Annotated in this window: 22 protein-coding genes; 8 read left to right on the plus strand and 14 right to left on the minus strand. The window is 59.2% G+C overall.

The annotated features are described in order from the left end of the window. Positions 1-16: 16 nt before the first annotated feature. The 6 genes from LJU29_RS24800 to fdhA all read left to right on the plus strand — a co-directional run bounded on the left by LJU29_RS24800 (position 17) and on the right by fdhA (position 7,634). Positions 17-1,267, plus strand: a complete 1,251-nt coding sequence (locus tag LJU29_RS24800; RefSeq protein WP_002555602.1) for a sarcosine oxidase subunit beta family protein — start codon at positions 17-19, stop codon at positions 1,265-1,267. Positions 1,268-1,282: 15 nt separating this feature from the next. After that, entirely contained in the window at positions 1,283-1,579 is a 297-nt protein-coding gene (locus LJU29_RS24805; protein ID WP_002555603.1) for a sarcosine oxidase subunit delta, read from the plus strand. Continuing rightward, on the plus strand, positions 1,576-4,596 hold the full coding sequence (locus tag LJU29_RS24810) for a sarcosine oxidase subunit alpha (RefSeq protein WP_257111317.1): 3,021 nt from the start codon (positions 1,576-1,578) through the stop codon (positions 4,594-4,596). The genes LJU29_RS24805 and LJU29_RS24810 overlap by 4 nt, the downstream gene beginning before the upstream one ends. A 51-nt stretch (positions 4,597-4,647) precedes the next feature. Beyond that, a complete protein-coding gene (locus LJU29_RS24815; protein ID WP_257111318.1) occupies positions 4,648-5,280 on the plus strand; it encodes a sarcosine oxidase subunit gamma in 633 nt (210 codons plus the stop codon). Between the two features lie 250 nt (positions 5,281-5,530). Next, entirely contained in the window at positions 5,531-6,388 is an 858-nt protein-coding gene (gene purU, locus LJU29_RS24820; protein ID WP_257111319.1) for a formyltetrahydrofolate deformylase, read from the plus strand. A gap of 49 nt (positions 6,389-6,437) precedes the next feature. After that, positions 6,438-7,634, plus strand: coding sequence for a formaldehyde dehydrogenase, glutathione-independent (fdhA, locus tag LJU29_RS24825; protein WP_122322460.1), 1,197 nt, complete (start codon positions 6,438-6,440; stop codon positions 7,632-7,634). Positions 7,635-7,691: 57 nt separating this feature from the next. Here the strand turns inward: fdhA and LJU29_RS24830 are convergent, their stop codons facing one another. Both LJU29_RS24830 and LJU29_RS24835 read right to left on the minus strand, forming a co-directional pair. Continuing rightward, positions 7,692-8,717, minus strand: coding sequence for an RHS repeat-associated core domain-containing protein (locus tag LJU29_RS24830; protein WP_257111320.1), 1,026 nt, complete (start codon positions 8,715-8,717; stop codon positions 7,692-7,694). 383 nt (positions 8,718-9,100) lie between these two features. After that, positions 9,101-10,105, minus strand: coding sequence for an RHS repeat-associated core domain-containing protein (locus LJU29_RS24835; protein ID WP_257111321.1), 1,005 nt, complete (start codon positions 10,103-10,105; stop codon positions 9,101-9,103). Positions 10,106-10,340: 235 nt separating this feature from the next. Here LJU29_RS24835 and LJU29_RS24840 point away from each other — a divergent pair, with 235 nt between their 5' ends. Further along, entirely contained in the window at positions 10,341-10,904 is a 564-nt protein-coding gene (locus LJU29_RS24840) for a DUF2780 domain-containing protein (protein WP_004654797.1), read from the plus strand. Here LJU29_RS24840 and LJU29_RS24845 read toward each other — a convergent pair. Both LJU29_RS24845 and yihG read right to left on the minus strand, forming a co-directional pair. After that, positions 10,884-11,930: an RHS repeat-associated core domain-containing protein gene (locus tag LJU29_RS24845; protein WP_257111322.1), complete on the minus strand. Its 1,047-nt coding sequence runs from the start codon at positions 11,928-11,930 to the stop codon at positions 10,884-10,886. The two genes, LJU29_RS24840 and LJU29_RS24845, sit on opposite strands and share 21 nt — an antisense overlap. A gap of 71 nt (positions 11,931-12,001) precedes the next feature. Next, positions 12,002-12,895: a 1-acylglycerol-3-phosphate O-acyltransferase, YihG family gene (gene yihG / locus LJU29_RS24850; RefSeq protein ID WP_057423321.1), complete on the minus strand. Its 894-nt coding sequence runs from the start codon at positions 12,893-12,895 to the stop codon at positions 12,002-12,004. A 193-nt stretch (positions 12,896-13,088) separates the two neighbouring features. Between yihG and rloA2 the strand changes: the two genes are divergently transcribed. Continuing rightward, the gene (gene rloA2, locus LJU29_RS24855) at positions 13,089-13,592 is read left to right on the plus strand and encodes a retropepsin-like aspartic peptidase RloA2 (RefSeq protein WP_002555611.1); all 504 of its coding nucleotides are present in this window, start codon (positions 13,089-13,091) and stop codon (positions 13,590-13,592) included. A gap of 261 nt (positions 13,593-13,853) precedes the next feature. Here the strand turns inward: rloA2 and LJU29_RS24860 are convergent, their stop codons facing one another. The 10 genes from LJU29_RS24860 to LJU29_RS24905 form a co-directional block, all read right to left on the minus strand. After that, positions 13,854-14,483: a glutathione S-transferase family protein gene (locus LJU29_RS24860; protein WP_005781167.1), complete on the minus strand. Its 630-nt coding sequence runs from the start codon at positions 14,481-14,483 to the stop codon at positions 13,854-13,856. Between the two features lie 69 nt (positions 14,484-14,552). Then, positions 14,553-14,735, minus strand: coding sequence for a hypothetical protein (locus LJU29_RS24865; RefSeq protein ID WP_004654803.1), 183 nt, complete (start codon positions 14,733-14,735; stop codon positions 14,553-14,555). Next, positions 14,732-15,865, minus strand: a complete 1,134-nt coding sequence (locus tag LJU29_RS24870) for a PepSY-associated TM helix domain-containing protein (RefSeq protein WP_257111323.1) — start codon at positions 15,863-15,865, stop codon at positions 14,732-14,734. The genes LJU29_RS24865 and LJU29_RS24870 overlap by 4 nt, the downstream gene beginning before the upstream one ends. Positions 15,866-15,985: 120 nt before the next feature. Beyond that, positions 15,986-16,969, minus strand: coding sequence for a FecR domain-containing protein (locus tag LJU29_RS24875; protein ID WP_054995901.1), 984 nt, complete (start codon positions 16,967-16,969; stop codon positions 15,986-15,988). Next, positions 16,966-17,484 carry an RNA polymerase sigma factor gene (locus LJU29_RS24880; RefSeq protein ID WP_002555616.1) on the minus strand — a complete coding sequence of 173 codons (519 nt, stop codon included), beginning with the start codon at positions 17,482-17,484 and terminating at the stop codon, positions 16,966-16,968. The genes LJU29_RS24875 and LJU29_RS24880 overlap by 4 nt, the downstream gene beginning before the upstream one ends. A gap of 286 nt (positions 17,485-17,770) precedes the next feature. Beyond that, positions 17,771-19,477, minus strand: coding sequence for a choline dehydrogenase (betA, locus tag LJU29_RS24885; protein ID WP_122322470.1), 1,707 nt, complete (start codon positions 19,475-19,477; stop codon positions 17,771-17,773). A 140-nt stretch (positions 19,478-19,617) separates the two neighbouring features. Then, positions 19,618-21,090 carry a betaine-aldehyde dehydrogenase gene (gene betB, locus LJU29_RS24890; protein ID WP_122322471.1) on the minus strand — a complete coding sequence of 491 codons (1,473 nt, stop codon included), beginning with the start codon at positions 21,088-21,090 and terminating at the stop codon, positions 19,618-19,620. A 102-nt stretch (positions 21,091-21,192) separates the two neighbouring features. Next, on the minus strand, positions 21,193-21,786 hold the full coding sequence (gene betI / locus LJU29_RS24895) for a transcriptional regulator BetI (protein ID WP_002555619.1): 594 nt from the start codon (positions 21,784-21,786) through the stop codon (positions 21,193-21,195). A gap of 434 nt (positions 21,787-22,220) precedes the next feature. Further along, positions 22,221-23,609 carry a GTPase/DUF3482 domain-containing protein gene (locus LJU29_RS24900; RefSeq protein ID WP_257111324.1) on the minus strand — a complete coding sequence of 463 codons (1,389 nt, stop codon included), beginning with the start codon at positions 23,607-23,609 and terminating at the stop codon, positions 22,221-22,223. Then, positions 23,602-24,981, minus strand: coding sequence for a DUF2868 domain-containing protein (locus LJU29_RS24905; RefSeq protein WP_257111325.1), 1,380 nt, complete (start codon positions 24,979-24,981; stop codon positions 23,602-23,604). The genes LJU29_RS24900 and LJU29_RS24905 overlap by 8 nt, the downstream gene beginning before the upstream one ends. Positions 24,982-25,034 lie beyond the last annotated feature (53 nt).

Consider the following 25,034-nt stretch of genomic DNA (forward strand, 5'->3'; position numbering starts at 1 on the left):
TCAGGAGTAGCCTTACATGCAGCATTACTCAGGCTTCGGCCTTCTCAAGCATTCCCTCAGCCATCACGAAAACTGGCAGCGCATGTGGCGCACGCCGACCCCGAAAAAGGTCTACGACGTGGTCATCGTCGGCGGTGGCGGGCACGGTCTGGCGACTGCCTACTATCTGGCCAAGGAGCACGGCATCACCAATGTGGCCGTGGTCGAGAAAGGCTGGCTGGGCGGCGGCAACACCGCACGTAACACCACCATCGTGCGCTCCAACTACCTGTGGGACGAGTCGGCCCACCTTTATGAGCACGCGATGAAACTGTGGGAAGGCCTGTCTCAGGACCTGAACTACAACGTCATGTTTTCCCAGCGCGGCGTCTACAACCTGTGCCACACCTTGCAGGACATGCGCGACTCCGAGCGGCGTGTCAGCGCCAACCGCCTGAACGGTGTAGATGGCGAACTGCTCAACGGCAAGCAGGTCGCTGAGGAAATCCCATACCTGGACTGCTCGAAAAACACCCGCTACCCGATCATCGGCGCAACCGTTCAGCGCCGTGGCGGCGTAGCTCGTCACGACGCAGTGGCCTGGGGCTTTGCGCGTGCCGCCGACGCCTTGGGCGTGGACCTTATCCAGCAGACCGAAGTCATCGGCTTTCGCAAGGAAAACGGCGTGTGCATCGGCGTCGAAACCAACAAGGGTTTCATCGGTGCCAAACGTGTCGGCGTGGTAACCGCCGGTAACTCCGGGCACATGGCCAAACTGGCGGGCTTTCGTCTGCCGATCGAATCACATCCTTTGCAGGCACTGGTCTCCGAGCCGATCAAGCCGATTATCGACAGCGTCATCATGTCCAACGCCGTGCACGGCTACATCAGCCAGTCCGACAAGGGCGACCTGGTGATCGGTGCCGGTATCGACAGTTGGGTCGGTTACGGCCAGCGTGGCTCATACCCGGTGATCGAACACACTATTCAGGCCATCGTTGAGATGTTTCCAGTGCTGTCGCGTGTGCGCATGAACCGCCAGTGGGGCGGCATCGTCGACACCACGCCGGACGCCTGCCCGATCATTTCCAAGACGCCGGTGCCGAACATGTTCTTCAACTGCGGCTGGGGCACAGGCGGCTTCAAGGCCACGCCGGGCTCGGGCAACGTGTTTGCCGCCAGTCTGGCCAAAGGCGAGATGCACCCGCTGGCCAAACCGTTCTCCATCGACCGTTTCCACAACGGCGCGCTCATCGACGAACACGGCGCTGCAGCCGTAGCCCACTAACAGGAGAACCCGACCATGCTGCATATCTTCTGTCCTCACTGTGGCGAACTGCGCTCCGAAGAGGAATTCCACCCGTCCGGCCAGGCGCACATTCCGCGCCCGCTGGACCCAGGTGCCTGCACCGATGAGCAATGGGGCGACTACATGTTCTTTCGCGATAACCCGCGCGGCCTGCACCACGAGCTGTGGATACACGCTGCCGGTTGCCGCCAGTACTTCAACATGACGCGCAATACCGTGACCTACGAGATTCTCGAAACCTATCCGATTGGTACGAAGCCGCAGTTCACGGATCAGGGAGACAAGGTATGAGCCAGACCCAGCGCCTGCCCAACGGCGGCCGTATCAATCGCAGCAAGGTGCTCAACTTCACCTTCAACGGCCAGACCTATCAGGGCTTTGAAGGCGACTCGCTGGCCTCTGCCCTGCTGGCCAACGGCGTCGATATCATCGGCCGCAGCTTCAAATACTCCCGCCCGCGCGGCATCTTCGCAGCGGGTTCGGAAGAGCCAAACGCCGTGTTGCAGATCGGCGCGACCGAAGCGACGCAAATCCCCAACGTGCGCGCCACGCAACAAGCGCTCTATGCAGGACTGGTCGCCACCAGCACCAACGGCTGGCCAAGCGTGAACACCGACGTCATGGGCATTTTGGGCAAGCTTGGCGGCAAGCTGATGCCACCGGGCTTCTACTACAAAACCTTCATGTACCCGCAATCGTTCTGGATGACTTACGAAAAGTACATCCGCAAGGCTGCGGGCCTGGGGCGCTCGCCGACCGAGAACGATCCGGACAGCTATGACGCGATGAACCAGCACTGTGACGTGCTGATCGTCGGCGCAGGCCCTGCCGGCCTGGCCGCCGCGCTGGCTGCGGGCCGCAGTGGTGCCCGAGTGATCGTTGCGGATGAACAGGAAGAGTTCGGCGGCAGTCTGCTCGACAGCCGTGAAAGTCTCGATGGCAAGCCCGCTGCTGAATGGGTAGCTACGGTGGTCGCCGAGCTGAAAAGCCTGCGCAACGTGACACTGCTGCCGCGCGCCACGGTCAACGGCTACCACGATCACAATTTCCTGACCATTCACGAACGTCTGACCGATCACCTCGGTGATCGCGCCCCCATCGGCATGGTTCGCCAACGTATGCACCGGGTACGCGCCAAGCGTGTGGTGCTGGCTGCCGGTACTCACGAGCGCCCGCTGGTTTACGGCAACAACGATGTGCCGGGCAACATGCTGGCAGGCGCCGTTTCTACTTATGTCCGGCGTTACGGCGTAGCGCCGGGTAAAAAACTGGTGCTATCCACCAACAACGACCATGCCTACCGCGTTGCGCTGGACTGGCTCGACGCCAGCCTGCAAGTGGTTGCGATTGCCGATGCTCGGCACAACCCGCGCGGCCCGCTGGTTGAGGAAGCCCGCGCCAAAGGCATTCGCATCCTGACCGGCAGCGCAGTGATTGAAGCGCGTGGCAGCAAACGCGTGACAGCTGCCCGCGTCGCCGCAATCGACGTCAAGACGCACGCAGTCACCAGCCCCGGCGAATGGCTTGATTGCGATCTGGTGGCCAGCTCTGGCGGCTACAGCCCGATTGTGCACCTGGCCTCGCACTTGGGTGGCAAGCCGGTATGGCGTGAGGACATCCTCGGGTTTGTACCGGGCGAAGCACCGCAGAAACGTATCTGCGTAGGCGGCGTCAACGGCGTCTACAGTCTGGCTGACAGCCTGGCCGATGGCTTCGAAGGTGGCGTGCGCGCGGCCAGCGAAGCAGGCTTCAAGGTGGTCGAAGGCGTGATGCCCAAAGCCCTCAGTCGCGCCGAAGAACCGACACTGGCGCTGTTTCAGGTGCCGCACGAAAAAGGCACCGCTCGGGCCCCCAAGCAATTCGTCGACCTGCAGAACGACGTGACCGCTGCCGCCATCGAGCTGGCGACCCGTGAAGGTTTCGAGTCGGTCGAGCACGTAAAACGCTACACCGCGCTGGGTTTCGGTACTGATCAGGGCAAGCTGGGCAACGTCAACGGTCTGGCCATCGCCGCCCGTTCACTGAACGTGTCGATCCCGGAAATGGGCACCACTATGTTCCGTCCCAACTACACGCCGGTCACGTTCGGCGCGATAGCCGGGCGTCATTGCAAGCACATCTTCGAACCGGTGCGTTTCACCGCACTGCACGCCTGGCATGTCAAAAACGGTGCCGAATTCGAAGACGTCGGCCAGTGGAAACGCCCGTGGTACTTCCCGAAAAACGGTGAAGACCTGCCCGCAGCCGTCGCTCGCGAATGCAAGGCGGTGCGTGACAGTGTGGGTCTGCTGGACGCTTCGACGCTGGGCAAAATCGACATTCAAGGCCCGGATGCCCGCGAATTCCTCAACCGCATCTACACCAACGCGTGGACCAAACTGGACGTGGGCAAGGCCCGCTACGGTCTGATGTGCAAGGAAGACGGCATGGTCTTCGATGATGGCGTGACTGCCTGCCTCGCCGACAACCACTTCCTGATGACTACCACCACAGGCGGCGCTGCACGCGTCCTGCAATGGCTGGAAATCTATCAGCAGACCGAATGGCCGGACCTGAAAGTGTATTTCACCTCAGTGACCGATCACTGGGCGACGCTGACGCTGTCCGGCCCCAACAGCCGCAAGCTGCTCAGCGAAGTCACCGATATCGACCTGGGCCGTGAAGCGTTTCCGTTCATGACCTGGAAAGAAGGTCTGGTCGCAGGCGTGCCGGCACGCGTGTTCCGTATCTCCTTTACCGGCGAGCTTTCCTACGAGGTCAACATCCAGGCTGACTACGCCATGGGCGTTCTGGAAAAGATCGCCGAGGCAGGCAAACAGTACAACCTGACGCCTTACGGCACCGAGACCATGCACGTGCTGCGCGCAGAGAAGGGTTTCATCATCGTCGGTCAGGACACCGACGGCTCGATGACGCCCGACGACCTGAACATGGGCTGGTGTGTCGGCCGGACCAAGCCATTCTCCTGGATCGGCTGGCGCGGCATGAATCGCGAAGACTGTGTACGCGAACAGCGCAAGCAACTGGTCGGCCTCAAGCCTGTCGACCCGACCAAATGGCTACCAGAGGGCGCGCAACTGGTGTTCGATACCAAACAGACGATCCCGATGAGCATGGTTGGCCATGTAACTTCCAGCTATGCACACAACTCGCTGGGTTATTCGTTTGCGATGGGCGTGGTCAAAGGCGGCCTGGCGCGTATGGGAGAGCGGGTCTTCGCGCCTCTGGCAGACGGCAGCGTGATCGAAGCCGAGATCGTTTCCTCGGTGTTCTTCGATCCAAAGGGCGAGCGCCAGAATGTCGAGTAACACGCGGAGCGCCGATCATCAGCAGCAAACAGAATTCAAGGCAGGTGATTCATGACCACAGCGAACGTTTACCAGCAGAGCCCGACCACCGATGTCAAAGCCGAGTCGCCGCTGTTCCACGCAAACCTCGACAGCCTGATCGGCAAGGGACGCGCCAGCCCCGGCGTGTTCCTGCGCGAGAAAAAGCTGCTGGGCCATCTGACGATTCGTGGCAATGCCCACGATCCGGCCTTCGCCGCAGGCGTACACAAGGCGCTTGGCATGGAGCTTCCCGCCGCACTGATGCTGGTCATCAGTGGCGAAAGCTCGCTGCAATGGCTTGGCCCGGATGAATGGCTGCTGATCGTGCCGAGCGGCGAAGAGTTCGCGGCAGAGCAAAAGCTGCGCGAGGCGCTGACCGGGCTGCATATCTCCATCGTCAACGTCAGTGGCGGCCAGTCGATCCTCGAACTGACCGGTCCGAAAGTGCGCCAGGTATTGATGAAATCCACCAGCTACGACGTGCACCCGGACAACTTCCCGGTGGGCAAGGCCGTCGGCACGGTGTTCGCCAAGTCGCAACTGGTGATCCGCCGGACCGGTGAAGAAACCTGGGAGCTGCTGGTCCGCCGCAGCTTCTCGGATTACTGGTGGCTGTGGTTGCAGGATGCGAGTGCCGAGTACGGGCTGAGCATTCAGGCGTGAAGAGCCGGGAACCGGGGCTGAAACCGCAGCGTCGGTCTCAATGAAGACTCCAGAGGGAGAGGCCTGTGGGAGCGGACTTGTCCGCGAAGACGGTAGTCCAGACGATGCATTTCCGGTGAATGTACCGCCCCCTTCGCGAACAAGCGAAGCGTCGCCCGGTACGCTCCCACAAGATTTGTGTATAACGCGGAGCATTGGCACAAGAGTCAGCCGTATCTGTGGATAACGAACATTCAGGAGCTTTGATTCAATGAGCCGCGCGCCCGATACGTGGATTTTGACCGCCGACTGCCCCAGTGTACTGGGCACGGTAGATGCGGTGACCCGCTTCCTGTTCGAGCAGGGCTGCTACGTCACTGAGCACCACTCCTTCGATGATCGCCTGTCAGGGCGTTTCTTCATACGCGTGGAATTTCGTCAGCCCCAGGCTTTCGACGAACAGGCTTTCCGGGCCGGGCTGAGCGAACGAGGCGAAGCCTTCGGCATGATCTTCGAACTCACAGCACCCAACTACCGGCCAAAAGTGGTGATCATGGTTTCAAAAGCCGATCACTGCCTGAACGATCTGCTCTATCGCCAGCGTATCAATCAACTGTCCATGGACGTGGTCGCGGTGGTGTCCAATCACCCGGATCTTGAGCCATTGGCTGGCTGGCACGGTATTCCGTACTACCATTTCCCTCTGGACCCGAACGACAAGCCTGCGCAGGAAGCGAAGGTCTGGCAGGTGATCGAAAAATCCGGCGCAGAGCTGGTGATTCTCGCTCGCTACATGCAGGTCCTTTCACCCGATTTGTGCCGCAAGCTGGACGGCAAGGCGATCAACATCCACCACTCGCTGCTGCCCGGTTTCAAGGGTGCCAAGCCTTACCATCAGGCTTACAACAAGGGTGTGAAACTGGTGGGTGCCACCGCGCATTACATCAACAACGATCTGGACGAAGGCCCGATCATTGCTCAAGGCGTGGAAGTGGTTGATCACAGCCACTATCCCGAAGACCTGATTGCCAAAGGTCGAGACATCGAAGGTCTGACACTGGCCCGCGCAGTGGGCTATCACATTGAACGGCGGGTGTTTCTCAACGCCAACAGGACGGTGGTTTTATAGCTGCAACTGCTTCTCTCTGCTCCACCACAATAAAAGCGAGGTGACATGTATGTCTGGTAATCGCGGTGTAGTGTATCTCGGCGCTGGCAAGGTCGAAGTGCAATCAATCCCCTTCCCGAAAATGGAAGACCCACGCGGCAAGCGCATCGAACACGGCGTGATCCTGCGCGTAGTCTCCACCAATATCTGCGGCTCGGACCAACACATGGTGCGTGGTCGCACGACGGCGCAAACCGGGTTGGTCCTGGGTCATGAAATCACCGGCGAGGTGCTGGAAGCCGGGCGAGACGTGGAACATCTGAAAGTCGGCGATCTAGTTTCTGTGCCGTTCAACGTGGCCTGCGGTCGCTGCCGCAGTTGCAAGGAACAGAACACTGGCGTCTGCCTGACGGTCAACCCGGCCCGCCCCGGCGGTGCATACGGCTACGTCGACATGGGCGACTGGGTCGGCGGTCAGGCTGAATACGTGCTGGTGCCTTACGCTGACTTCAACCTGCTCAAACTGCCAGACCGCGACGCGGCGATGGAGAAAATCCGCGACCTGACCTGCCTGTCCGACATCCTGCCCACCGGCTACCACGGTGCAGTGACTGCCGGGGTTGGCCCTGGCAGCACGGTTTACGTAGCAGGCGCTGGCCCGGTCGGCCTGGCTGCGGCGGCGTCAGCACGCTTGTTGGGCGCGGCGGTGGTAATCGTCGGCGACGTCAACCCGAAACGCCTGGTCCACGCCAAGGCCCAAGGCTTCGAAATTGCTGACCTGTCCCTGGACACGCCATTGCACGAACAGATCGCTGCCCTGCTCGGCGAGCCTGAAGTGGATTGCGCCATCGACGCCGTAGGCTTCGAAGCACGCGGTCACGGCCATGCTGGCGCTCAGGCCGAAGCACCCGCCACCGTTCTCAACTCGTTGATGGGCGTGGTACGAGTGGCAGGCAAGATCGGCATCCCCGGCCTGTACGTCACCGAAGACCCGGGAGCCGTGGACGCCGCCGCAAAAATGGGCAGCCTGAGCATTCGCTTCGGCCTGGGCTGGGCCAAATCCCACAGCTTCCACACCGGCCAGACCCCGGTCATGAAATACAACCGCCAGCTGATGCAGGCGATCATGTGGGACCGCATCAAGATCGCCGACATAGTGGGTGTCGAGGTGATCAGTCTGGATGATGCGCCGCGGGGTTATGGCGAGTTTGATTCGGGCGTGCCGAAGAAGTTTGTGATTGATCCGCATCGGTTGTTTGGTGCCTAACTGAAAAAAAACGCTTGCCCATTTCGCCTCTCAATAAAAGGCCGAGCAATCGGTCTTTTATTCCGTCCGCCTTATTCTGTTTGACGTCCTGAATATCCTTAACTTACTCTTACTATAGGGTGGCGGAAGCTGCGTCGCAAAGTCGTAACTGGGGGGGGGTGGCGCCCCGGTTAGCGTCCTTGAAACGCTCAAAAATCTCTTTTCAAGAAGCTTATAGCTTTCGATAAACTCTATAGGCGGGGAAATACCTTGAAGCGCATATGTCCTCTTCCAAAATTCCGCTAGATTAAAATTGTATTCCAACGCGCCGTATTTTCCATACGCGCCGTCAACAACAAGATTTTGCCTCGACTTATTTATTATCTTTCCAGGATGATTTAGCTCTTGCGCAGTTAATCCCGACCTACCAGCCGATGAAGTTTCGGATAATGAACCCACGGTAGAATTAACCCCTGGACTGCGACTCGAACCCACTGAAACAAGTTCAGCAGACGAAGAGCCGCCTACAGTAAGAGTTGATTTCTTTTTGGCTTTTATTATCTTTAAAGCAAGCATGAATGGATTAAACATATGCCCAGTCAAATCGATCCGATTGACCGGATCCCCCCCACAATACCCATACGCATTCACCCCACCCTCACCAAACGGGCTCAGACTGTCCGGGCTGTTGAACCTCATCAACATCGGGTTAAACGCCCGATACCCATTCCCCAGCAAATAGTGCCCCGTCACCGGGTCAACTCGCTGGCCGGTAAAGCCCGGCAGGCTTGCGGGGCCTGAAGGATGACGATGTCCGTAAGGCATGTAGGCAAACTCCAACCCCTGAGCGGCAATCACTGACTGCTGTTGATCCGTCGCCAACAACGTGCCGTCGCGCTGATTATTTTCTGCACTCAGGCACGCCAGCAAATGCTCATCCGTGCGCATAAGCGTGTGCTGGACCTGCCCCTGAATCTGCGTAGCCAAGAGTGTCTTCTGATAAAAAAGGCGAGTGCTGCCCTGCCCCGCGGCCGAACAATCGGCCAGGCGATCCAATGGATCGTAGCGATAAACACAGAGCACGGATTGCCCAGACGAAGCCATGGCTTCACTCCTTGAAGTCACCCATTGCAGCAAGTCTGGGCTGACTATCTGCTTGCGCCCAGCTAGCAGAACTACTAGGTGCCAGGCCGAAAGGCGCTGAACACAGTCATGCCGGCGCACAGACCGAAGCGCCCTTCACTCATTGATGGGCATGACTTAAACACAACAAAACTTATTATCAGCGTCATGGTTAAAAGGCGCTCCGCCTACCCCTTTAACCGACTGGGTGGTTGGCCATTATCGGAATCGATTTGACGCGCCCGCCCGCTTCTCGATAGTGCCATTGCCACCTCTAAGACGCTCAACCGCACGTCTATAATAGTCAAGATTATTCTTTACAGCATACGGTACAACATCACCTTTACCAATATATGATTCATTTGTCAGGACCAGTTCATCAAGCCGTCTTTTAGGTATCTTCTGAAAAAGTCCATTTTTTTGGAGAGGAACCGGGCTGGAGCGCCTGTATTTACTGGCTTCGACTTTTGAAGAAAAGGCTTTTTCAGACCTTCCTTAGCTTCATGAATGTCTACATCTTCACCTTCTATCCTCAGGTAACTTTTTCGAGCAGGAACGAATGGTGGAGCATTGCTGGGCGGCCCTTTCTTTGGAGGGATGGGCGGTGGGACATTGCTCGGCAGTCCTTTCTTGGGAGGGCGGGGTGGTGGGGCAACAAATTGTGACCTATCGATAATACCAGATGCAGACATATGCGAGCTCACCGAGTTAGTTGAAGTAGTTACCTGTGTGGACCCGAAACTCTCGACAGGATCAAGCAACGGGGAAGATAGAGAATCCTGGCTAACGTTTCGACCAAGTAAGCGCTTTTTCACACTGCTTGCTCTTTTCAAAATGCTCACTAAAAACGTTGGCAAATGTCCGCCCGGATCAACCCGATTAACCGGGTCCTCCTCACAATATGCATACGCATTCAACCCGCCCTCGCCAAACGGGCTCAAACTGTCCGGACTATTGAACCTCATCAACACCGGATTAAAAGCCCTATACCCATTGCCCAGCAAATAATGCCCTGTAATCGGGTCAGGCCGCTGGCCGGTAAAGCCCGGCAGGCTTGCGGGGCCTGAAGGGTAACGATGGCCGTAAGGCGTATAAGCAAACGCCAAACCCTGTGCCGCGATCACGGACTGCTGTTGATCCGTCGCCAGTAACAGACAATCGTTCTGGTTGTTTTCTACACTCAGGTGAGCCAGCAAATGCTCGTCCGTACGCAGAAGCGTGTGCTGTATCTGCCCCTGAATTTGCGTCGCCAAGCGATTCTGCTGATAAAAGAACCGGTCGCTCCCCTGCCCGGCAGGCGAGCAGTCGGCCAAGCGATCCGTTGCGTCGTAATGGTAAGTGCAGAGCACTACAGGGCTGGCAGAAGACATGAACATCACCTGCGGCAATCGATGATAGAACCGTAATTCTGGGCGTGTTATCTCGTGCTGCACAGCTAGCAGAAATGCTAGGGAGCCCACCTCGTCTGCCAGAGCCGATTCAGGCAAATGAAATAACTGCCTGTCTTCAGCGCGTTGGGAACAAGCCTCTGTTGCTCACAGTCAAACCGTCTGCTTTACCGCCCACTCATGGCATGGGCGGTTCAGGTTTGATAAGGGTGACGCAATGAAAACTGCACGCGGTATGGCTTTGGTAACGTTGATGGCACTGGCTGCAAGCCCGGTGTTTGCCTTCAATCTGAATGACGCCGCAAATGCGGTTTCCAATGCCACGAGTGGCAATCAGAAAGCCACAGCGGCCCCTGAAGTCGCAGGACTGCTTAATACCCTTGGCACCCAGCTCAATGTCACCCCTGAACAAGCCGTTGGCGGAACAGGCGCATTGCTCGGGCTGGCGAAGAACAAGCTGACCAGCACCGATTATTCGCAGTTGGCCAAATCGGTTCCCGGCCTGGAGCAGATGTCCGGCACCTCCGCACTGGACAGCCTGGGAGGCGCAAACGCACTGGGCAGCCTGCTCGGTGGCAAGTCCGGCGATAACTCGATGCTCAACAGCGCACTGGGCAACGTGCAGAGCATGGGTGATGTGAATAACGCCTTCAAGGCACTGGGCATGGACAGCACGATGGTCAGCCAGTTTGCCCCGCTGATTCTGCAATACCTCGGGCAGCAAGGTGCCAGCGGTTCGGCGTTGCAGAGCCTGAGTGGGTTATGGGGTTCCGGCAGTTGAACCGGACCTTATACGTGTAGCGTTCCTCAATATATCTCCGGTCTTGTACTGCTTTTTTTGCACAGCGCCTGAGATCAACGCACCTGCTGAATTGAAGGCCGCACCAACCATGGCGGTGCTGCGGTCTTCAGGAAAGTGCCTTGCCCATTTGATAGCAGCCGCCCCAAAGGCGGCCGGGTCGCTTTTTTTCCCCGAATACACTTGCGACGCCAGCCCCGCGTAATACTCGGCCTGCTCAAAACTTAACCTTCCGTCTCCGTAAGTCGCAAAATGGCGATTCACTTGACGGAGGTTTTTGATGAAGGAAGACTGGCTGTCATTGAATCGTTCAAGCGCGTCATCAAGCCATTTTCTACTGCCTTGCAGAGGCGTCGATGAGCCAACCGCAGGGATCAGCCCTTTGCGGGCTGTTTCAATCACGTCGTTAAATTGCTCGCTGATCAGCTTTACAGACTTTATCGTACGCGTACTGAAAACTGCTACAACCACCTTAAATACTTGCCCCGTCGGATCGACATTATTGACAGGGTCTCCTCCACAGTAGGCATAACCATTTATCCCGCCCTCACCAAACGGGCTCAGCGTATCCGGGCTGTTAAAGCGCATCAGCGTCGGGTTGAATGCGCGAAGTCCATTGCCCAGCAAGTAATATCCAGTGATCGGATCAATCGTCTGCCCTGTAAAACCAGGTACGCTCAGTGCGGATGTTCGCAGGGATCGCAGGCCATAAGGGCTGTAGACAAACGCCTGATTGCGCATGGCATCAAGGCTGTGCAGCACCGAGTTGGCTTGATCTGTCGCAAGCAGATCGAACAGGACCTGATCAGATTCCACACGGCGCAATGCCAGTAAAAGACCCTCTGCCTGAACGACAGAATGGTGGGAAGTGCCCTGTATTGCTGTGGTCAGGCGGTTGTTTCGATAGAAACGCCTGACGACCTCCTGCCCCGTAGGGGCGATGCTTGCCAGTCGGTTCAGTGCGTCGTAACGGTATAGGCCGATCGGCGAAACATGGGGCGATGACATGAGAGCGGATTCCGGCAACATTAAAGGCCAGTTTCATCCGCCAGTTTCGCCTCGTCTACCTGTCAGAACTGTCAGTGCCCAGGCAACTCCAGCCGCAACGCCGCAATACGCGCATCCTTTTCGTCCCAGAGCTGATTGACCCAACCCTGCACTTTCTCGCGAAACACCGGATCGTTCTCGTAATCGCCCTGCCACAGTGCCGGGTCCATTTCGCGGGTTTTGATGTCGACAATCACCTTGGGCACCCGCCCGCACAGCATGTCCCAGAACCCCGGAATGCCTGAACCCGGATAGACCACGGTGACATCCAGAATGGCGTCCAGTTGCTCGCCCATGGCAGCCAGCACGAATGCGACGCCACCGGCCTTGGGTTTGAGCAGATGGGTATAGGGCGATGCTTGAGTCGCATGTTTGCCCGGAGTAAAGCGCGTGCCTTCCAGATAGTTGACGATGGTCACTGGCTGACGCTTGAACAGCTCGCAGGCGGCCTTGGTGATTTCCAGATCCTTGCCCTTCAGTTCCGGGTGCTTCGCCAGAAACGCCTTGCTGTAGCGCTTCATGAACGGGTAATCCAGCCCCCACCACGCCAGGCCCAGCAGAGGCACCCAGATCAGTTCTTTTTTCAGGAAAAACTTGAAGAAGGGCGTGCGCCGGTTGAGTGCCTGGACCAGCGCGGGAATATCCACCCACGACTGATGATTGCTGATGACCAGATACGAAGTATCACCGCGCAAGCCCTCATCGCCACGAATATCCCATTGCGTCGGTACACAGGTTGCGAAGATGACCTTGTCGATCTCGGCCCAGGTTTCGGCAATCCACATAACGGCGACTGAACAGCGATCGCGCATTTGGCCTCTGAACAGCAGCTTGAGCAAGGCAAAAACCAATAACGGACCTATCAATACCAGCGTATTGATCAGTAACAACAAAGCAACAAAACAGCCGGTGAGCAGACGGCGCATGGCGGACTCTTGAAGGTTCAGGGGCGGCAATAATAAAGACCCACGCGTTTTACGCCAATTACACAGGTGCTTACAAATGTTTCACGTCCGGGCACGTATGCTGGCCTGACACTCTTGCTGGCGAACCTACTGCAGGTTCGCTGTCTAAAACCGCGCGCCAATCAGGCGCTAACCATTGCGAGGAACCTCTCACGTGAAACCGATCCTGGCGCTATTGTCGTTGCTGGCCCTGCCGGTCATGGCTGCTGAACCGACGCTGTATGGCCGCTACGAGAACATCAAGGTTCTGGACGTAGACCAGACCTTCAAGGCCAAGATGGACACCGGCGCACTGACTGCTTCACTGTCGGCCAAGGACATCGAGCTGTTCCAGCGTGATGGCGATGACTGGGTGCGATTCCGTCTGGCAACCAAGGGCGCCGACAACAAGGTGTATGAGCACAAGGTGTCGCGGATCAGCAAGATCAAAGGGCGTGCAGAAGGTGATGACGAAGATGACGAAGGCATCAACCCTGCCAAGCGTCCTGTTGTAGACCTGGAACTGTGCCTGGGAAACAAGAAGCGCACGGTCGAAGTCAACCTGGTCGACCGCAGCCACTTCAACTTCCCGCTACTGATCGGTGCCAAGGCGCTGCGCGAGTTCGACGCAGCGGTTAATCCGGCACGCCGCTATACCGCTGACCAGCCTGACTGCTGAGGCGTCTATCGTGCTCATGCTTCTTCCTGACTATCGTGCGACGCTCCGCGTCGCATGCCGTTCTGGACGCTCCGCGTCCGGTCTTGAGGGCGTGGCGCGGCGCAGATCTGTGACGCAGAGCGTCACCCACGGCATTCCCACGCTGGAGCGTGAGGAACGATAGCCGCACGCGAGAACACCATCGTACCCATGCTCCGCGTGGGTATGCCGTTCAGGACGCTGCGCGTCCTATCTTGACTGTGCGGCGCGGCGCAGATTGACTCAAACTGGCGGCAGGGTCGCGATCATCGACGGGCGTTGACTGACGTCCAGATACCAGGCGGCCAGTCGCGGATAAGTGCTGCGCCAGTTCAGATCCGGCTGGCGAAAGTCCAGATAACCGAGCGCCACGGCGACGCTGATCGATGCGACATCAAAGGATGTGCTGAGCTCGGTGACCGCATCGCTTTCGAAGTAATGCAGCGAGCGTTCAATCTTCTGCTGCTGGTTGTCCAGCCACTGGTCCCAGTGTTTTTCCTGCGGACGCAAGGCAGTTTCGTAGCGGATCATTACCGCTGCATCCAACACCGCATCGGCCAGCGAAGCCAGGGTCAGGCGCCTCCAGCGTGCCGAGCCTTCCCGGGGGATCAGTGGCAGGCCCACGTGCTGGTGGTCGAGAAAATCAAGAATCACCCGGCTGTCATGAATGACATTACCGTCAGCCAGTCTTAGCGCGGGAAGTTTGCCGGCCGGGTTGTCTTCATTGAGCTCGGCAGACGGGCTGACCGGCGTCAGCACTGTGGTCTGCAACTCGACGCGGTCGAGCTGAGCGGTTTCATGAAGCATCACCATCACCTTGCGGGCAAAAGGCGAGGCGGCGTTGAAGTACAACGTCATCGTGGGCGCTGACATGGGTGTTCCTCGAATGAGACAGGATCCTAGACTAGTCAGCCTGTGACGCGCCTGCAATGAGCGTTTCAATCAGCCGCGCCGCACCAGCAAGCCCTTGATGCTCAACAGGGCAGCCGTCCCCATGCCCAGCCACGCCAGCGTATCCCACCAGCCATCACCCAGCAGCGCGGCGAACAAGCCGACGCCGATAAGCAGCGCTATCAAGGCGGGTATCGCAAAGGTCTTCCAGAATCGCGATGGCCTGGAACTCATTGCGCCGCCTGAGCGCGAATCACGCTCACCGAGCGCGTGGCACGCCGTCTCACCCACCACAGGTACACCCCGCTGCCAAGCACAATGATGGTCAGCACATCCAGTACCGCCCAGAGAATCTTCATCGGCATGCCGCCGTAATCACCGAAATGCAGAGGTTGCGACATACCCAATGCATCCATGTACCAGGGACGCTCGACCACGGCCGTGACTTGTAGCGTCTGCGCGTCGATCAGCACTGGCGTGGCCAGGTGCGCAGTCAAGTGCGTGTTGCCTTTGAGGAACACCGCGTAATGATGCTCGCTGGAGAAGCGCATACCGGGGAAAGCGATGAGATCGGCCTGCATGCCGGGCGCAGCGGATTCGGCAATTTCCAGCAATCGAGTCGCCGGGGCGCGCTGGGTCAATGGCGGCGCGTCCTTGTAAGGGGCGATCATGGTGGCCAGCGCATCATTGCGCCAAGAGGCAATCAGCAGATCGGCACAGGCACTGATCACCCCCGTCACGCCCACCACCAGCGCCCAGGTCAATGTCACTACGCCGATCAGGTTGTGCAGGTCCAGCCAACGCGTACGCCTGGATTTATTGACCCGCACCTGGCCGAACTCCAGCTTGCGCATGAACGGCGCATACAACACGGTCCCGGAAACAATCGCCACCACAAACAGCAAACCCATGAACGCCAGCAACAATTTGCCGGGCAGGTTGGCGTACATGTCTACGTGCAGGCGCAGCATGACCATCATGAAGCCGCCATTGGCAGAAGGCATTTCCAGCGCTTCACCGGTGCGTGCATCAAGGGCGAAGGTATGCGAGGAATTGGGCTCGGTACCTGCGGTTGCCGCGGTGATGGCCATCACGCCATTGGGGTCTTCGTCATCCCAGCCGAAATACTGCATCACCGCGCCGGGGCGATGTGCTTCGGCGGCCCTGGCCAGTTGCTCCAGGTTCAGATGCGGCGTGTCGGCAGGCATCTCCTGGTACTGCGGGGCGTCGCCCAGCAGGTGATCGATTTCATGATGGAAGATCAACGGCAGTCCTGTAACCGCGAGCATCAACAAAAACAGGGTGCAAATCAGGCTGCTCCAGGTATGCACGATGGACCAGCGGCGCACGGTTTGGCTTTTCATGGTTTATCCACAGGCGAAGGGACGCAAAACCGAGCGTGCCCCCGAAATGACTTGTAAGACTAAGCCGCTCGAAACCGGAAAGTGTCAGGGCGATCCGGTGCAGGCATGAAGAGGCATGTTTCAGAGTTTTGCCGGATTGCTGCTGGCCTGCTCATCCCTGGCCAGCACAGTGACCCACCACGCGGTGTGTTGTTCGATCTGCACGGGTAAGGTCGGCAACAACGCCTTGAGCGCCAGGTCAGTGTCGGCCAGCGGGAATGTGCCGGTAATACGCAGATCAGCCACGGTCGAGTCGACACCCAGATGGCCTGTACGGTAACGACCCAGTTCAGCAAGCATGTCCGCCAGCCGGGCGTTGTCCACCACCAACATGCCGCGCGTCCAGGCGTCGACGCCGGAAGGCATGCTGAGCAACGGACCAAGGCCATTGCGCGTGAGGAGAACCTGCTGGCCCTCGCGCAGAACCTGTTCACCGGACGCATTGCGCGCATTGGCGGCAACCGCTGATTGCAGCACGCTGAGCAGTGTTCCGTCTGGCTCGCGGCGGACCAGAAAGCGCGTACCCAGGGCGCGCATTTTGCCATCCGCAGTTTCGACGATGAAGGGACGCGGATCGTCATGATTGCCGGTCTGCACCATTATTTCGCCGTCCCGCAGAATCACCCGACGTTGCTGCGCATCGAAGCGCACATCAATCGCGCTGTGGGTGTTAAGGCGAATCAGGGTGTTGTCCGCCAGACGCACGTCACGCTGTTCACCGGTGGCGGTGCGCTGATCGGCAAGCCAGTAGTCTATCGGCAGGTAGCGGTCGCCGACGAACAATGCCAGCCCCAACGCCATGAACACGCCGACCAGACCGCCGCCAAGCTTGCGCAAGCTATGCCGCTGGGCACCAGGCGAGTGCTGCAATGCCTTGCGCGCCGGACCTGCTGGCAAGGCAAAACGCTGATTGACCATGCCCAACTGGCTCCAGGCCCTGGCATGCTCTTCGTCGGCGGCCAGCCAGCGAGCAAGCTCAGCGTCATTGCCGCTGCTGCCATCCATGTTCAATTGCCACTGGATCGCGGCGTCCAGAACATGAGCGGATACCGGCCTGGTGTTCATGTCGGCTCACCGTAGAGCGCCACATAGCACTGACGCATGGCTTGAGCCAGGTATTGCCTGACGCGTGAAACCGAGACGCCCAGCCGCTCGGCAATTTCGCCGTGGCTCAGCCCGTCGAGGCGACTGTACAGAAAAGCTGCCCGTGCTTTGCTGGAGAGGCTGCCCAGCATACGGTCGATCGCTTTGAGGTCTTCCAGAATCAGCATCTGCTCTTCCGGCGAAGGCTGCTCGGCCTCGGGAACCTGCATCAACTCCCCGAGATAAGCCTGCTCCAGCGCAGCGCGGCGGAAGTAGTCGAACATCAGTCCCTTGGCAACGGCCGCCAGGAACGCTCGAGGCTCTCTGGGCGTCAGCAATTCCTGTCGCCCGAGCAAACGCACGAACGTGTCCTGACTCAAATCCTGAGCACGCTGTGGACAGGCGACATTGCGTCTGAGCCAGGCCAGCAGCCAACCACGATGATCGCGATACAGCGCGCCAACAATCTCGCTATGAGTGCTTGGGACTGACGACACGAATAGCCTCGATGAGAAAGATCTAACTAAAGAGAATCATTCGCGATTGTGGCAGAGCGGAGGGATGGTGGCAATTCGCGTCTGTCGGGAGGAGGGTCTGAATCGAGTTCGCGCTCGTACCAATGCTCCGCGTCCATTGCGACGCGGAGCGTCGGGAAATGCATTCCCACGCTGGAGCGTGAGGAACGAGAATCTGGTAACTATCGTGCCGATGCTCCAGTGTGAAATGCATTCACGCTGGAGCATGCACAACGAAAGGCGTCCAGGGAGGACGCCCGTCGTCAGATCAGGCCTGGTGGCTGATCTCGCGCAGCGGCTTGCCGCGTGCCGGCTTGTCGCCTGCGACGAAGTAGTCGGCCGTGCTGCGTGGCAGCGGCTGGCGACCACGGATCTTGTCGGCGATTTTCTCGGCGATCATGATTGTCGGTGCATTCAGGTTACCGGTGGTGATGATCGGCATGATCGAGGCATCGACTACGCGCAGGCTTTGCAGGCCATGCACACGGCCCTGACCGTCGACAACGGCCATCTCGTCGGTGCCCATCTTGCACGAGCAGGACGGGTGATAAGCCGTTTCAGCATGCTCGCGCACGAACTGATCCAGCGCTTCATCAGACTGGACATCGATGCCGGGGCTGATTTCGCGGCCACGGTACGGGTCCAGAGCCGGTTGCTGCATGATCTCGCGCGTCAGGCGGATGCCATCGCGAAACTCCTGCCAGTCCTGCTCACTGGACATGTAGTTGAACAGGATGCTCGGGTACTCGCGCGGGTCTTTGGATTTGACCTGCACACGACCACGGCTCGGCGAACGCATCGAGCCGACATGAGCCTGGAAACCGTGTTCCTGAACGCCCTTGGTGCCGTTGTAGTTAATCGCGACCGGCAGGAAGTGGTACTGAATGTTAGGCCATTCGAACGCTTCACTGGAGCGAATGAAACCACCGGCTTCAAACTGGTTGCTCGCACCGATACCTGTACCGAGGAACATCCACTCGGCACCGATGGCAGGCTGGTTCCACCACTTCAGCGAAGGGTACAGCGACACCGGCTGGGTGCAGGCGTACTGCAGGTACATCTCCAGATGATCCTGAAGGTTCTGGCCAACGCCCGGCAGGTCATGAACCACCGGAATATCCAGCTTGTTCAGCACTTCGGCCGGGCCGACGCCGGAACGCTGGAGAATCTGTGGCGAAGCGATCGCGCCGCCACACAGCAGCACTTCCTTGCGGGCACGGGCCTGGATGCGGGTGTCGCTGTCACCTACCAGGTACGCCACGCCGACGGCACGCTTGCCTTCGAACAGAATGCGATCGGTCAGCGCGTGAGTGACGATGGTCAGGGTCGAGCGCTTCTTGGCCTCGTCCAGATAACCACGGGCGGTACTGGCGCGACGACCTTTAGGCGTCACGGTGCGGTCCATCGGACCGAAACCTTCCTGCTGATAACCATTGAGGTCGTCAGTGCGCGGGAAACCGGCTTGCACGCCCGCCTCGACCATCGCGTGGAACAGCGGATTGTTGCCCGCCTTGGGCGTGGTCACGCTGACCGGACCTTCACCACCGTGGTAGTCATTCGGGCCGATGTCGCGGGTTTCGGCCTTGCGGAAGTACGGCAGGCAATCGAGGTAGCTCCAGTCTTCAAGGCCCGGCTCCTTGGCCCAGCCGTCATAGTCCATCGCGTTACCGCGGATGTAGCACATGCCGTTGATCAGCGACGAACCGCCCAGGCCTTTACCACGACCGCATTCCATGCGGCGGTTGTTCATGTGTGGCTCTGGCTCGGTCTCGTAAGCCCAGTTATAGCGGCGGCCCTGCAGCGGGAATGCCAGAGCGGCTGGCATCTGCGTACGGAAATCCAGCCGGTAGTCCGGGCCACCGGCTTCGAGCAGCAGAACGGTGACGCCTGCGTCTTCGGTGAGACGGGCTGCCAGGGTGTTACCGGCAGAGCCGGCACCAATGATGATGTAGTCGTATTCGGATTGAGTCGTCATAGAGGCTCCCTCATAGAGCTGCAAGTCTCAAGCCTCGGCTGCAAGCAGAAGCAGCGAGGCGATACTTGTGAAAATGGGGTGCGGCAAGCCGCTTTTGATTGCGTCTGCTTGAGGTTTGCCGCGTGCCACTTGAAGCGTGTTTAGAAAACCGAGGCGTAGTCGCCCAGCTCGATCTGTACCGACTTGATCCGCGTGTACTGCGCCAGCGAGCTGATGCCGTTCTCACGACCAACACCCGATTGCTTGTAACCGCCGACCGGCATTTGTGCCGCCGACTCGCCCCAGGCGTTGATCCAGCAGATACCGGCTTCCAACAGATGAATCACGCGGTGTGCGCGGTTCAGGTCGCGAGTCACGATGCCTGCGGCCAGACCGAAGTCGGTGTCGTTGGCGCGGCGCACCACTTCGTCTTCGGTGTCGTAACCGAGGATGCTCATCACCGGGCCGAAGATTTCTTCACGCACGATGGTCATCTCGTCGGTGCAGTCGGTGAACACGGTCGGCGCAACGAACGCACCCTTGTCGAACACACCACCGGTCAGACGATCACCGCCGCACAACAGGCGTGCGCCCTGCTCTTTGCCCTTGGCGATGTAGCCCAGCACGCTTTCCATATGCTCGAAGCTGACCAGCGGGCCGAAGTTGATGTTTTCGTCTTCCGGGTTACCGGCGCGAATACGCTTCACACGCTCAAGGATTTTCGCTTCGAACTCGGCTTTCAACGCGTTCGGTACAAACACACGCGTACCGTTGGTGCAGACCTGGCCGGAGCTATAGAAGTTGGCCATCATTGCGATGTCGGCAGCACGGTCCAGATCAGCGTCGTCAAACACGATCAGCGGCGACTTGCCGCCCAGCTCCATGGTCACTTCCTTGAGCGACGAGCTTGAGGCACTGGCCATGACTTTCTTGCCGGTGTCGGTGCCGCCGGTGAACGAGACTTTCTCGATGCGCGGGTGCTCGGTGATCCAGGTGCCGACTTCGCGACCGCTACCGGTCAGCACATTGAACACGCCATTTGGCACGCCAGCTTCGGTGTAGATTTCTGCCAGTTTCAGAGTGGTCAGCGAGGTGACTTCACTTGGTTTGAAGATCATCGCGTTGCCCGCAGCCAGCGCCGGTGCGGATTTCCACAGGGCGATCTGGATCGGATAGTTCCAAGCACCGATGCCTGCAACCACACCCAGCGGCTCTCGGCGGGTGTAAACGAAAGAGGAATCACGCAGCGGGATCTGTTCGCCTTCGATGGCAGGCACCAGGCCTGCGTAGTATTCCAGTACGTCAGCGCCGGTCACGATATCCACGTAGCGGGTTTCGGAAATGGCTTTACCGGTGTCCAGCGTTTCCAGCGCGGCCAGCTCATCGTTGCGCTCACGCAGGATGTCGACAGCACGGCGCAGGATGCGCGAACGCTCGACGGCGGTCATGGCCGCCCAGATCTTCTGGCCTTTTTCAGCAGCAACGACTGCGCGCTCGACGTCTTCCTTGCCGGCGCGCTGGATCTGCGCCAGTACTTCGCCGTTCGCCGGGTTGATGGCATCGAAGGTTTCAGTGTTGCTGGCATCGACGTAACCGCCATCGATGTAAAGTTTCTGCAGTTCAAAACGGGCCATAAAGTCCTCGCAAATTCAGTGGGGGGCGATGACTGATTTCAGTGTGCCGGGTTCGTTCGGCAACAGGCTTTTACAGTCGTTCGGTAAGGGGCTTCGAAAGCCTCAGCTCGCCGATTTCGCCAATTGGAAATCCATGTATTCGTAGGCAATCCGTTGTGCTTGCTCGGTGTCGAATGCATCGCCTGATAACGCGCCTCTCAGCCACAGCCCATCTATCAAGGCAGCAAGCCCGCGGGCGGCGCTGCGTGCCTGTTCCAGTGGCAAGGTACGGCGGAACTGACAGCACAGGTTCGAATACAAACGGTGGTCGTTGATACGCTGCAATCGGTGCAGCGAAGGGTGATGCATGCTGGTCGCCCAGAAGGCCAGCCAGGTTTTCATGGCCGGGCCGCTGACCTGACTGGCGTCGAAGTTACCTTCGATGATCACTTGCAGATGAGCCCTTGGGCTGTCTTCGGTCAGCGCCTGCCGACGTTCGCGGACGTTCTGGATCAAGGCGTTCATCAGATGCCGCATCGTGGCGGCGATCAGGCCGTTCTTGTCCTGAAAATAGTGACTGATGATGCCGTTGGACACGCCCGCCAGTCGCGCAATCAGAGCAATGCTGGCGTCGCCCATACCGACCTGATCGACCGCTGTGAGCGTGGCCTGGATCAGTTGTTGGCGGCGGATGGGTTGCATTCCGACCTTGGGCATTGGCGCGATTCTCCCGGGTGTCTGCAATGATCGTTGTACCAAAACGGTGAGGCCAGTCTAAAGATTTTTTATTGAACGATCAATCAATAAAAAATAATCGGCAGGTTTTCGCCGGCAAACGGCAAGCTGAAAAGCGCCTGAATGCGGGGGTTCTGGAGGATGCGTCAAGGCGCAGATTTGTGATGCGGAGCGTCACCCACGGCATTCCCACGCTGGAGCGTGAGGAACGATATCTCAACTATCGTGCTCAGCTTCATCCTCAACTATCGTGCGACGCTCCGCGTCCAGTCTTGGGGCCGTGGCGCTGCACAGACCTGTGACGCAACGGCATTCCTACGGTGGAGCGTGAGGAACGATCACCTCAACTATCGTGCGACGCTCCGCGTCGCATGCCGTTCTGGACGCTTTGCGTCCGGTCTTCAGCGCTGGACTAGTCAATCCTGCAAAACCACATCCGCCAGCTGATCAATCGCTTCCTGCCGCTCAGCCTGATTCGGTTTGGCGTGCGGATTGAGTGTTGACCATTGCGGGTGGGCGCGGGCACGGGTGAGCGGCTCGGGGATTTTGCCTTTGCGCCAGGTTTTGTCCTGCGGCGTGGTCAATTCCATGCGGTGAATGGCCGCGTGGCCTCTCACTCCCAATGCCAGCAACAAGTGCCCCTGTCGCAGTGCGAGAAGGCGCAGCACTGCATCGTCCACCGTCAATTCCCTGCGGCCCTTCAACTTGCCCAGCAATCGTCCGCCGTAGCTGCGCGCCGTCAACAGGGCACCGCCTGCAATCGCACCAACCAAAGCCGCCGCGCCAAGCGTTACGCCGCCGACCATCAGGTCGACCCCGGCCCCGGCCGCAGCACCTGCTGCCACGCCACCGCCAACCCGCACGCCCATCAACCTGAGGGTTTCCGGATTGAACAGATCATCGCCCCAACGGCCATCCATCAACGGCAAAGCGCTGGTAGACACATCATCCTTGCGAAACGCATACAGCTTGAGCAGCGCCTCGACACATTGCTGCTCACGCTGGCGAACAGCCTTGCGCAACGCTTCCACAGCCTGCTGTTCCTGCTCGGCAGTGGTCTCGACGCTACGCCGACACGCTGCACAGTCAATCAACAGTTCGGCGATAAGCCGCGCCGCGCTGTGTTTTCTGGCTCGACGTTGTTTCTCCTGATCCTCAATCAAACGCTCAAGCCGAGGCCGCGCGCTTTCCAGCAGCAGCGCCAGGCTTTCGTACAGACGACGACCGCCATCTTCCGGCGGTGCGACGCTGTCGAAACGCACTAATGCATGCAAACCCAAGCGTGAAAGCGCCTCTCGCCATTCCGGCTCCCGGTGCTCGCGCGCACTGACGAAATTCATCACCGGCAGTAACGGCTTGCCACAGCTGGCCAGCACTGCCAGCTCGTCACGGTATTTGGCGAGTACCGGTTCACGCGCATCGATCACATACAGCCCAGCGTCCGAGCCGAGCAACTGGCGCATGACCTTGGCCTCTTGCTCAAAGCGCTGGCGTGCTTCACTGCCCTCCAGAAAGCGCGCCAGTCGCGCCGGGCCATCCAGACGTTCACCGGGACGATCAAGCCGCTCCAGGTAATCGAGCAGCGCAATGGCGTCTTCCAGGCCGGGCGTGTCGTACAGATCGACCAGCGCCTGACCGTCCACTGACAGGCGCGCGCCTTCCACATGGCGGGTGGTGCTGGGCCGGTGAGACACTTCGCCGAAGCTGACATCGCCGGTCAGGGTACGCAGCAGCGAAGTCTTGCCGACATTGGTGTGGCCGACCACCGCCAGCTTGATGGCGCGGACATTGTCTGCTTCAGTCATGGCCTGTCTCCAGCCAGTTCAAGGGCGCGCTGTCTGTGCGCGGCAATTGCAACTGATCCAGCGCGGCGTGCCAGTCGCCCAGACGCTCCAGATCGAGCACCTGCCCGGCAGGCGCGGGCAACAGCCATACACGTGTCGCCCCCGCGCAGCGTGCCAGTTCGGCGATCAACGCCAGACTGCCACGGTCCGGCGAGCGGCGCGGGTCGCAGGCGATCACTATGCGCGCAGGCGGATAGTGAGTCAGTTGTTCAAGCAGCTTGTGTCGCGACTCACGGCTGTCGAGAATGCCCGCATCGACCACGCCTGACGGCAGTTCTGGCGGCCAGACTTGTTGATCATCCAGCTCGATGGCCACCAGCAACGCGCCATTACTGTCGGACGCACCTACGCCGGGCTGAATCTGATGCAGCGCGGCAGGTTCGACGTCATTGACGCCCAATCGCTCGCTGCTGGGCATCAATCGTTCACGCAGCTCAAGGTACTCGGGCAACTCAAGATCGAGACGCAGCCTCGCACTCCCCTGCTTCCAGCGCCACAGGCAGAACGCTGCCAGCAACAGACGCGGCACAATGCCGTAGACCAGCAGCACGCCCACCAGCCACGCAGCCCAGGCCTGGCGTGCATTCTCGATACTCAGCGCTGCATTGCCGCTGGCGCGAATCATGGCTTCGTCCGGCACACTGAAGCCCAGCCAAGCCGGGACGGTACTGAGTGTCTGAGTCAGACTGACAAACGTGTCGCTGCTCAAAATGGTGGTTTCCCAGACAAACCCGTAGCGCCGGGTCGCCATCAGCATCAACAGCACCACCAGCGCACTGACCAGCGCGAGCAGCCACAGGCTGTGAACCACCAGGCCAAGCACCCAGCGATTCAGACGCTTGCGTTGCAGCAGCAGAACCAATGCCGGAGCAAGTTGCGCAGCCTGGGCGTCACGGGCAAGCTTTTCACTCAACCACAGCCATAAGCGGCCCAGCCCGCTGTTGCTGCGGCCAGCGAAGATAAAGCCCAGCGCCCAGGTAGCCAGCAGCACCAGATTAAGCCCAAGCAGACTGCCCAGCGCCCAGAACACATTGACCGGTGCCTGCCCGTCGCCCATTGCGGCGAAGGCCAGGCCCGCGCCACTGATGACAGCGAATACGGCAAGCGCAATCAACGCCAACCGCGCGCCCTGCTTCCAGTGATGCAATGCGCCGAGCATGCCGTCGCGCTGTGCCAGCCCAAGGGCGCGATGGGTGATACGGGCACTCAGGTCGCCTCCGGCCGCCCGGGCGCGGCGATTGGCTTCCTGATCATCCAGCGCGCCAGCCTGGTGTTCACGCAGGCGCACGGCTTCGGTCAGCCAGAGGGTATCGAGTGGGGTCAGTGCAGTCACACAGTGTCTCTTGATTGAATTCAGCGGTGAGCATAACCGCTGTCATGGGACTG

This window comes from Pseudomonas ficuserectae (genome assembly GCF_024584585.1).
Classification (GTDB): Bacteria; Pseudomonadota; Gammaproteobacteria; order Pseudomonadales; family Pseudomonadaceae; genus Aquipseudomonas; species Aquipseudomonas amygdali.